This window comes from Acinetobacter sp. WCHAc060006, from assembly GCF_004209135.1.
Classification (GTDB): domain Bacteria; phylum Pseudomonadota; class Gammaproteobacteria; order Pseudomonadales; family Moraxellaceae; genus Acinetobacter; species Acinetobacter cumulans.
In genome coordinates, this window is sequence record NZ_SGSS01000004.1 from 148,284 (window position 1) to 157,608 (window position 9,325).

Annotated in this window: 11 protein-coding genes; 6 read left to right on the forward strand and 5 right to left on the reverse strand. The window is 38.0% G+C overall.

Going from position 1 to position 9,325, the window contains the following annotated elements; translation table 11 throughout:
* Positions 1 to 48: 48 nt before the first annotated feature.
* The 3 genes from EXE29_RS04265 to EXE29_RS04275 all read right to left on the reverse strand — a co-directional run bounded on the left by EXE29_RS04265 (position 49) and on the right by EXE29_RS04275 (position 1,335).
* Complete coding sequence (locus EXE29_RS04265; RefSeq protein WP_106986682.1) at positions 49 to 483, reverse strand: CBS domain-containing protein; 435 nt, start codon at positions 481 to 483, stop codon at positions 49 to 51.
* A 108-nt stretch (positions 484 to 591) separates the two neighbouring features.
* Positions 592 to 954 (reverse strand): DUF2750 domain-containing protein, encoded by a 363-nt coding sequence (locus EXE29_RS04270; RefSeq protein ID WP_106986683.1) that lies wholly within the window; start codon positions 952 to 954, stop codon positions 592 to 594.
* Positions 955 to 1,101: 147 nt separating this feature from the next.
* Complete coding sequence (locus EXE29_RS04275) at positions 1,102 to 1,335, reverse strand: hypothetical protein (RefSeq protein ID WP_106986684.1); 234 nt, start codon at positions 1,333 to 1,335, stop codon at positions 1,102 to 1,104.
* A 233-nt stretch (positions 1,336 to 1,568) separates the two neighbouring features.
* Here EXE29_RS04275 and EXE29_RS04280 point away from each other — a divergent pair, with 233 nt between their 5' ends.
* A complete protein-coding gene (locus EXE29_RS04280) occupies positions 1,569 to 1,925 on the forward strand; it encodes a hypothetical protein (RefSeq protein WP_106986685.1) in 357 nt (118 codons plus the stop codon).
* 121 nt (positions 1,926 to 2,046) lie between these two features.
* Positions 2,047 to 2,379 (forward strand): hypothetical protein, encoded by a 333-nt coding sequence (locus tag EXE29_RS04285; protein WP_106986686.1) that lies wholly within the window; start codon positions 2,047 to 2,049, stop codon positions 2,377 to 2,379.
* Here EXE29_RS04285 and EXE29_RS04290 read toward each other — a convergent pair.
* A complete protein-coding gene (locus EXE29_RS04290) occupies positions 2,376 to 3,899 on the reverse strand; it encodes a M16 family metallopeptidase (RefSeq protein ID WP_120363937.1) in 1,524 nt (507 codons plus the stop codon). The two genes, EXE29_RS04285 and EXE29_RS04290, sit on opposite strands and share 4 nt — an antisense overlap.
* Before the next feature lie 11 nt (positions 3,900 to 3,910).
* Positions 3,911 to 5,218, reverse strand: coding sequence for a M16 family metallopeptidase (locus EXE29_RS04295; protein WP_106986692.1), 1,308 nt, complete (start codon positions 5,216 to 5,218; stop codon positions 3,911 to 3,913).
* A gap of 260 nt (positions 5,219 to 5,478) precedes the next feature.
* On the opposite strand from EXE29_RS04295, the gene ftsY reads away from it, so the two are divergent.
* The 4 genes from ftsY (at position 5,479) to EXE29_RS04315 (ending at position 9,013) form a co-directional block, all read left to right on the forward strand.
* Positions 5,479 to 6,585 (forward strand): signal recognition particle-docking protein FtsY, encoded by a 1,107-nt coding sequence (gene ftsY, locus EXE29_RS04300; protein WP_120363936.1) that lies wholly within the window; start codon positions 5,479 to 5,481, stop codon positions 6,583 to 6,585.
* 218 nt (positions 6,586 to 6,803) lie between these two features.
* Complete coding sequence (locus EXE29_RS04305; RefSeq protein WP_120363935.1) at positions 6,804 to 7,382, forward strand: nitroreductase family protein; 579 nt, start codon at positions 6,804 to 6,806, stop codon at positions 7,380 to 7,382.
* Positions 7,383 to 7,597: 215 nt separating this feature from the next.
* Entirely contained in the window at positions 7,598 to 8,191 is a 594-nt protein-coding gene (locus EXE29_RS04310) for a nitroreductase family protein (RefSeq protein ID WP_106986690.1), read from the forward strand.
* 189 nt (positions 8,192 to 8,380) lie between these two features.
* Positions 8,381 to 9,013, forward strand: coding sequence for a DUF2057 family protein (locus tag EXE29_RS04315; protein WP_120363934.1), 633 nt, complete (start codon positions 8,381 to 8,383; stop codon positions 9,011 to 9,013).
* The last annotated feature ends 312 nt before the right edge of the window (positions 9,014 to 9,325 follow it).

The window sequence follows — 9,325 nt, forward strand, 5'->3', positions numbered from 1 at the left end:
TTTAAATAAAATCTCTGAAAAGTCAGAGATTTTTGGCGAATAGACTTTTTAACCTGAAATATATTGCTGAAGTTGTTCGATCAATTTGTGTTGATCATCCATGGCAGCTTTCACTAAATCTCCAATAGAAATTAGACCAAGGAGTTGATCATTTTCAACCACTGGTAAGTGACGCAGATGTTTATCTGTCATCAGTTCTAGGCAGTCTTCTACAGTTGCATTTCGAGTTACGGTAAGTACTTTTGCAGTCATAATTTCACTGACGGTGGTATCAAAAGATTTACGGTGCATAAGGGCAATTTTGCGTGTGTAATCACGTTCAGAGAGAATGCCTGCAACTTGGCCATTTGTTTCAGTTACTACAATGGCACCAATGCCTTTTTCGGCCATTAAACTAATGGCATCAAGTACAGTTGCATCTGGATGTATGGTGTAAACAGTTTGAAAAGCTTTCTCTTGAAGTACTTGAGCTACATTCGTCATGATCTTTGTATTCCATATTTAACGTTATTATTAGTTTTAAAGTATCGTGGATTGCATAAAAATCCAATACCAAGATATGCATAAAATTATTGTGTGATATCTCTATCTTTAAGCTATCACAAATTGGCGTGGCGTAAAGAAAAAATGTCGCATTTGTGCTGTGGTCAGCTTAAATTTTTTATTTGCTGTATACAGTGCTGGTGTGGCATGTATACGCGTGAGTGTAGGGAGTAAAGCCACTTCAAAATCTTGAGGGGTTATTCTTTTAGGTGTGTAATGTGGCCAATGTTTTTTAGCATAGCGATGTGCTTGTAAGCCGTTAAGCCAAAATGGGAAGATATAATCTTCTCCATCATTGCTCATTGCCCATCCGTCTCGATAAAGTCCCCAAAGCACGCCACAATACATCATGGTTTTTAAAATCGTAATTTTAAAAAATAACTCTTTAGAAATTGGGTGAAAGGTGTGCATCTGAAATCTGTCTAACTGTAGTTGGAACATCGGATTATTTTAATGGTCAGAGATGAAACTAGTGTTTAAGCTTAGCCAAAAAAGCGTAAGTAAATGTGTATTTATGAAATTTCAAGATAAAAAAAACGCCACCTAGGTGACGTTTTATTAAGCCTGCATGGTGGCCATCTTTTCCCAATATTGGGCTTTGTAGGAATCACGTTCTACACGAAAACCTTGATAATAAAGTTCTGCTAAAAACATCGCTGCTTTACCGTGGCCCGCGCGTGCTGCTTGCTCTAGTTCTGTTACCGCGTCAATGAAATTCATTTGTGATTGAATTGTATTTACCGCATTTGCATAAACATGTTCTAGTTCATGTTGAGAGATTTGTTGAATCATATAAAACTCCTTATTGTAATTATGATCACATCTTATATAGGTCGATTGATCCTACTTGATGCATACTCAATATAACTAAGTATTGTTAAACTAATATTACAAAATATGGTAATTGTCAAATAAAAATAAAAACCTATCTTGCTGAGTTTGAGTTTACATGATTAAACAATGATCAGTTTGATTATTTATTAATATAATTAGTGAAAATAATTAAATAACAAGGAGAACAGCACATGAGTCGTACTTTAGACGGTTTAAGTTTTGATATGCCTCCGTCAGCGGAGCAAGTGATCGCACTCGCTCACTTGCATCGTACAAAATTGGATGAAGCAATTTTTCATAATGAAATTCATTTGGGAGAATTTGGGTTAGCACAGCGTAAGCGTGTATATGACTTTACACGTGAACTTGATGTACCTCAACGAGAGGCTTTTTATCAAGTTTACAATGGTGAGTTATTAAGCATTGCAGATGACGATGATCTTCATCCTGCCGAAGCAGAAGGCGGGTTGAGTATATTTGCGATGGTTGTGGTCTTGGTGATCATTGCTGCAATTTTATATTTCGCGGTTATTCGCGCCGTTGTTTAACAAAATAGTGGCTAAATTTAGTCTTGTTGGTGTCAAAGTCTACAGCTTGTACAAGAAAACAGCAGTGTGACTTGAACTTCATCTAACTCCTCCATACACTACTTTTAACTCGAGGTAGTGTATGACTATTGATTTAGAAAAAATTCTTCAATTTAAAACCAATCTATCGAAAATAAAGTTAGAGCAAATTTATAATTATTCGATTGCTACGATTGTTGCGCTCATTTTGTGTGTATCTAGTTTTGCCTTAACTCGTCCCATCTCAGTTCAAAAATTTCATAATGTGGTGTTGTTATCAGAGCAACATAGTTATCCGCTCACTCAGGAAATGGCTGAAAATCTTAAGCAACAGCGCCAAATTAGTATGCGTCAGTACCTTCGCTTAATGCATGCCTATCAACAGGAGTCAGTGCGTGCGCACCAACTCCCTGATGCTTTAGAGGAAAGTCTTTAGGATTTTGGTTTGATGCGAGTATTGTCACTCGCTGTCGATGTAAGGTTTTCGTCTAATATGCCTTGTAACTCATCTTGATCAAGCGTTGGAGAAACAATAACAATTGTCATATTGTCTGCGTGTAAGTGTTTACGTAGTGCGTTTTCAATGTCTTTGACAGTTAAACTGGCCAGTAATTTCGGATATTGACTGAGATAGTCTGCTGGTTGTCCATAAAATCCCAACAAGCCAAGCTGGGCATTAATGGAAGCATTACTGCTGTAGTTGTTGGGATAAGCACGTAACATACCCGCTTTGGTATCTTCTAATTGCTTACGGTCTATAGGCTGTCGAATAAATTCTGCAAAGGCTTTATGGGCAACTTTTATGCTGTCCATGAGTTGATCTTGGCGTGTAGAGTAACTGAAGCTAAATACACCGGGTGCTTGACTGAAACTAAAACTACTATAGGCACCGTATGTATAGCCTCGTTTCACACGAAGTTCTTGCATTAAAATTGAGTTAAAGCCTCCGCCACCAAACATTCGATTGGCAACTTCTAGGGCCAATCGATCTGGATCGTTTCGTGTGGTACCAATATGACCGAAAGTGATGTGGGCTTGAGTTGACTGGAATGGTATATGCTTAATCACAAACTTATCGGTGATTAGTGGCTGTGCTAATTCACCCGCTTTTGTACCTTGTGGTACGTGGCTAGAAATATACTCTGCAAGTTTCTGTGCTTCTTTCGTGTCCAGTTTTCCTGTAATCGCAATATTCATATTCTGTGCGACTAAGAATTTATCGCGGAACTGTTTTAAGCGTTCTGGATTAATACGTTTAATACTACCGTTGGTGCCTGTAATGGGCTCAGCATAGGGGTGAGTTCCATAAACACTTCGATAAAACTGAATGCCCATTAAGCGACTTGGGTTTTCTTTAAGTTGTTGCTGGCCAGCTTGATTATTACTTACAGCTAAGCTGAGACTGTTATTTTTAAAGGTCGCATTATTTAAAATTTCAAGCAACATGTTGAGTGCAGGTTCGCGTTTTTTAGGGTCTGAAAGTACACGTAGGTGCACCACGAACATATCTCTATATGCTTGAATGCTGAATCTGGCACCTGTTTGTTCAAATACACTGGCAATTTGAGTCGCATTATATTTCTCAGTGCCTTCACTCATGAGTCTTGCGGTCATACTGGCTAAGCCGCCAAGCCCATTGGCAATTTCCGTATCGCGTGCAGCGCCCGCATTAAAGGTAAGTTGTATGTCCACCATTGGTAGGTCTTGAGACTCTACGAATAAACTGCGTACCCCATAACGATTTTTGAGCTCATGTACATAAGGTGCTTGATATTCAGTTGCGGTATTTAAGTTTTTTAAGCTTTGTAAAAGTGGAATAGACTGTAACTGATTTGGTGAGAGGTCAAGATTCTCTTCGTTATTTAGAAAATCTTCTTCTGAAGAAGCGTATACAGCATGATTGAGTCCTGCGCTAAACACGAGAGCCAATAACAAGCAAGATGTTTTATTGAACATATTGGCATCCATTATTTAGAAGGTTGTTCTGGAGTGAGGTACATGGTGGTTAAGTTGTCACGAACGAAATATGTGTTGGCAACCTTTTGCACATCTTGTGGGCTGACATTTTCGTAGTAGCGAGGTAGCTCATCCATCAAGCGAAAGCTCAAATCATTGACTTCAAGATTACCAATCATTTTGGCTTGACCGACAATATCGTCTTGGTTGTAAATCATATTGGCAATAAATTTGGTACGTATACGATCCATTTCAGTGGCATCAATTAATTCATTTTTGAGTGAATCTATTTCAGCTTGTATGGCTTTTTGTGCATTTTCTAGCGATACCCCTGAGGCAGGCATAGCAGAAATACTAAATAAGCTATCACCGCGGTTATAGGGGTCATAAGAAACACTTAAAGTAGTTAAAACTTTCTTATCACGGATGAGGCGTTCTTGTAGGCGAGATGAAATACCGCTATCAAGTAAATTGCGGATGATGTTGAGCACATAAGCATCTTGTGGATTTTTAGCTGAGCTTAAAGAGTGTACATTCCATGCCATATATAAATTAGGAATTTGCACATTATTGCTTAATTCTAAATGTCGATAACCTGGACGTTCAAATTCTAAGACATCATTTCGGGGTGGTTGCTTTTGTGCAGGAATATCACCAAAGTATTTTTGGACTTGTAGTAATGCCTGTTCTGCATTGACATCCCCAACAATAACTAAAATTGCATTATTAGGCGCATACCAAGTCTTGTACCATTGCTTTAAATCATCCAGTTGGATGTTTTGCAGGTTTTTCATATAGCCAATCACAGGTTGGCGATAGTGACTGGTCGGATAAGCCAACCATTTAAAACGTTCAAAAGCCCATGAACGCGGATTATCATCTGTACGCTGGCGACGTTCTTCCATTACGACCTTAATTTCAGGTTCAAAGTCAGATTGCTTAAGTTTTAAGTTACTCATGCGATCAGCTTCAAGCTCTAAAGCCATTGGAAAATAGGTTTTAGGGTAAAGTTGGTAGTAATTGGTGTAATTGGTAAATGTCGCAGCATTAATACTACCGCCGTATAAACGGCTTAAGCGGGTAAATTCATCATTGGGTACTTTATTTGTACCTTTGAACATCATGTGCTCAAGTACGTGGGAAATTCCTAAAAGATTACCTGATTCATCTGTACTGCCGACTTTGTACCAGATATGCGTCATGACCATAGGAGAGCGATGGTCTTCACGAATAATCACTTTCAAGCCATTTTTGAGCGTTGTTTCAAAAGTTGTGCGGCTGAGCTGACTACGAGAATCAGCATGTGTTATTGAGCACATTAAACCCGTGCCCAATAAACTGGTCAAAAGAAGAGCTCGCGAAGCGCGATTTAAAAAAGATTGAAAATAAAGAGTGCGCACAAGCGATTCCAAATAAGCATGTGTGGTAGAGCACTATTTTTAATAAACCTAAGAAGAAACACAAGGATAGCCCTGTTGTTTTTTAGCATGCAGTGGAATGCAAGCAGACGAATGGCTAAAAAACTGGGAACTTATGTTAGAATCGTTGTTTTTAACGCAGTGCTTTTCAAGGATTCGGCATGCAACAGCAATCTAATGGGCAAAATAAATTTTTGATTGATGCTGATTTTGGGGATGATGATGTCACATTACCGAGTTTAGCATCTGTTAATGTGCCAATTGTAGAAACTCCGAAAGCGCCAGCTCCTGTTTCTGAGCCTGCAGCACCAGAAGTTGCAGAAGTAGAAAAAGAAGCACCACAAGGCGGATTCTTCAGTCGTATGAAAGAGGGTTTAACCAAAACCCGTAAAAACCTTGCAGATGGAATGGTTAACATTCTGATCGGTGGTAAAGAAATTGACGACGAATTATTGGAAGAGGTTGAAGAACAACTTCTCGTTGCAGATATTGGTGTAGACGCAACAAAAACGATTATTGCAAACCTGACTGAACGTACAGCACGCGGTGATTTGATTTATTCTCATTCATTGTATAAAGCACTTCAGGAAGAGCTAGTTGCATTACTTGCACCACGTGTAAAACCATTACATATAGATCTAAATAAAAATCCGTATGTAATTTTGGTTGTGGGTGTCAATGGTGTAGGTAAAACCACCACAATTGGTAAGTTAGCAAAACGCTTACAGGGCGAAGGTAAAAAAGTCATGTTGGCGGCGGGTGATACCTTCCGTGCCGCGGCAACTGAACAGCTTCAAATTTGGGGTGAGCGCAATAATATTGCAGTCGTTGCGCAAGGCCATGGTGCAGATAGTGCATCGGTGATTTATGATGCTTTTGAAAGTGCTCGTGCTAAAGGTGTAGATGTCTTAATTGCAGATACTGCGGGACGTTTACATAATAAAAGCAACCTCATGCAAGAATTGACTAAAGTTAAGCGTGTAATGCAAAAAATTGATGCAACAGCACCACACGAGGTGATGTTGGTGGTTGATGCGGGTACAGGTCAAAATGCCATTAATCAAGTTGAAATGTTTGATGAGGCAGTAGGTCTTACAGGTTTAACCATTACCAAACTTGATGGTACTGCAAAAGGTGGCGTGTTGTTTAATATTGCAAGCCGTACACATGTGCCTATTCGTTTTATTGGTGTTGGTGAAAAAATTGATGATTTACGTCCATTCTCGGCAAAATCATTTGTAGCTGCACTTTTTGAAACTGATAAATAAGCATCAAACATTTGAAACAGGCTTGAAAACCATAAAATTCAAAATGTGTGATATTTCACACAAACTCCGCCTAGTGCGGAGTTTGTTGTTTTTAAGGGTGCTAAGCGATGGAAAAACAAACGGATTAGTAAAAAGCAACTCAGTTCTAAAGGTCAAAATTTATTACACTAAGCTGATCAATACATTGTTGTTGTGATTTTATTTTTGGGGGATTCACTATGGCACTGTTGAGCAAGATTAGTCATGTACTAACAGCAGATATCACAAAAGATTTTAAGCTTAAGAAAAAAGATGTAGAAGTGTCAGAAGAGCAGACATTTGTAGATCAGCTAAAAAAACGTCGTAGTATTTATGATCTAGGTAAACGAGTTCACTTTAGTCAAGCATACATTGCAGAACTTATTCAAGAATCTGTACGCAGTTGCCCATCGGCCTATAATTCGCAAAGTACGCGTATCGTTGTGCTTTTTGGTGAGTCACATCAGCAGTTTTGGGACATCGTACGAGAAGTTGAGCGCCGTAATGTGCCCATCAGCGTATTTGAGGGTGTTGAAATGAAAATCGCAAAGTGTGCTAAGGGTATGGCTCAATTCGCAGTTTGGACTGCATTGGCCGATTTAGGTATAGGTGCATCTTTACAGCACTATAATCCAATGATTGATCAAGCTGTTAATCAGCATTTTGATATTCATTCAGATTGGCTCATGCGTGCGCAACTGGTTTTCGGTTCTATTGAGGGCTCCATTCCAGAAAAAGAAGATCGAGAAGATCACGAAAGTTTCCGTATCTATGCATGAGTTTTTTTTATTCGAGCGGTATGTCTATACCGCTTTATCTGTTAAAAATATTTATTAAATAAAAATAAAGCTTTAACCGTGCTTACTTTTACTAAAGTAACTTGGGTGTTCTAAAAATGATACGTAATGTCATAAATTTGGTCATTTCGAATTCATATAAATCCTCTATGATGAGCATATCTAATATTTGCGATACAAAAACAAGAGGGTTCAAAATGTCTTTTCTAGATAAAATTAAACAACGCCGTACTATTTATGCGATTGGTAAAAACCTGTCGGTTGATCAAAAGGCTATTGAAGAGACAATTCAAGAAGCAGTACGCCATAGTCCTTCATCTTTTAACTCACAAACTTCTCGCGTTGTGACCTTATTTGGTGAATCACATACGCAATTTTGGAATATTGTACGCGAGACTTTACGTCAAATCGTTCCAGCTGAAGCATTTGCAGGAACTGATGCAAAAATTAGTAGTTTTGCTGCTGGGTTTGGTACAGCATTATTTTATGAAGATCAAGCGACGGTAAAAGCACTACAAGAGCAATTTGCTTTATATGCGGATAATTTCCCAGTATGGTCAGAGCATTCAACAGCAATAGCACAGTTTGCTGTATGGACAGCATTAGCAGAACAAAACATTGGTGCATCTTTACAACATTACAATCCAATTGTAGATGCAGAGGTTGCTGCTAAATTCAATATTCCTGAATCGTGGAAGCTACGAGCACAATTGGTATTTGGTTCAATTGAAGCACCTGCTGGTGACAAAACATTTATTGATGATTCTGAACGCTTTAAGACATTTAATTAATATTCACAAATCAGATGAATAAAAGTTCAAAGTAGAAAGTTAAATCAATACATTTGCTTTGAATGCTTAACATCATAAAAAGGAGTGCTTATGCACTCTTTTTTATGCGTAGAAAATCATTGTCATAAAGTTGTCATTTATACATTGCATAGTGCATCTAAAATTGAATAGAACAGCAAGAGTATAGACATGGTTTTTAAAATTGTGGCAGGTATTGGCGCATTCGCAATAAGTAGTATCGCTTTTTCAGCAGTCACACTTTCAGTTCCTGAAGAAATTAAGATAGTTGCTATCAATGATCAAGAAATTGGCACTAATTTTTTGCGATCGAATAATAAAATAAAATTAAATGCTGGAACGAATGTAATCAGTGTTCGTTATAGTGGTTACTATCAACATCCAGACAATTCACATGACATTTTAAAATCAGGCGTCGTCACAGTAAAAACACCAGCTTTAACAGATGGTAATAATTACAGCTTGGCATTAATTAATCCTCCACAAGATTTTGACCAAGCAGAAAAATATAAAGATGAACCAATCATTGGTTTATATGACCAAAACAAACAATTATTGGTTCAGCAAGCCGGTGCTAAAGCTAGTAAATCATGGCTGAGTTCGGTATTTTCAGATTCAGATACACTGGATGCAACACAAATACCGCCTCAAGCACATCAACCAGCACCAATTTATACTTCTCAGACTACCCAAGCCACTCTAAATTCAAACGTATCAACACAGACACTTATTCAGAGTTGGCAACATGCAACAAAGCAAGAAAGACAAGCTTTTATGACTTGGCTGGCAGAACAGAGTAATTAAGCGCTATTTCTCGTGGCTTAAAGATAAACAAAGTGATTGAAAGTCGGACTCTTCCGACTTTTTTATTACATGACTGAATAATGAAGATGCCAAGATACAAATAATGTGTTTAATTGTGCTTTAAAAATAGGCATAATTTTTGAAATATACAGTTTTAGATTAAAAAATAATCGAACAATTCAGTATTTCTAATTAATTTAGAAATAGGGGTTGCGCTTGTTTTAAATCCGTATAGAATACACCACATCAACACGATGAACGAAACGAAATGTTGCGCTAAGTTGTTGAATTTGTTGCTGATGAGGCACAAAT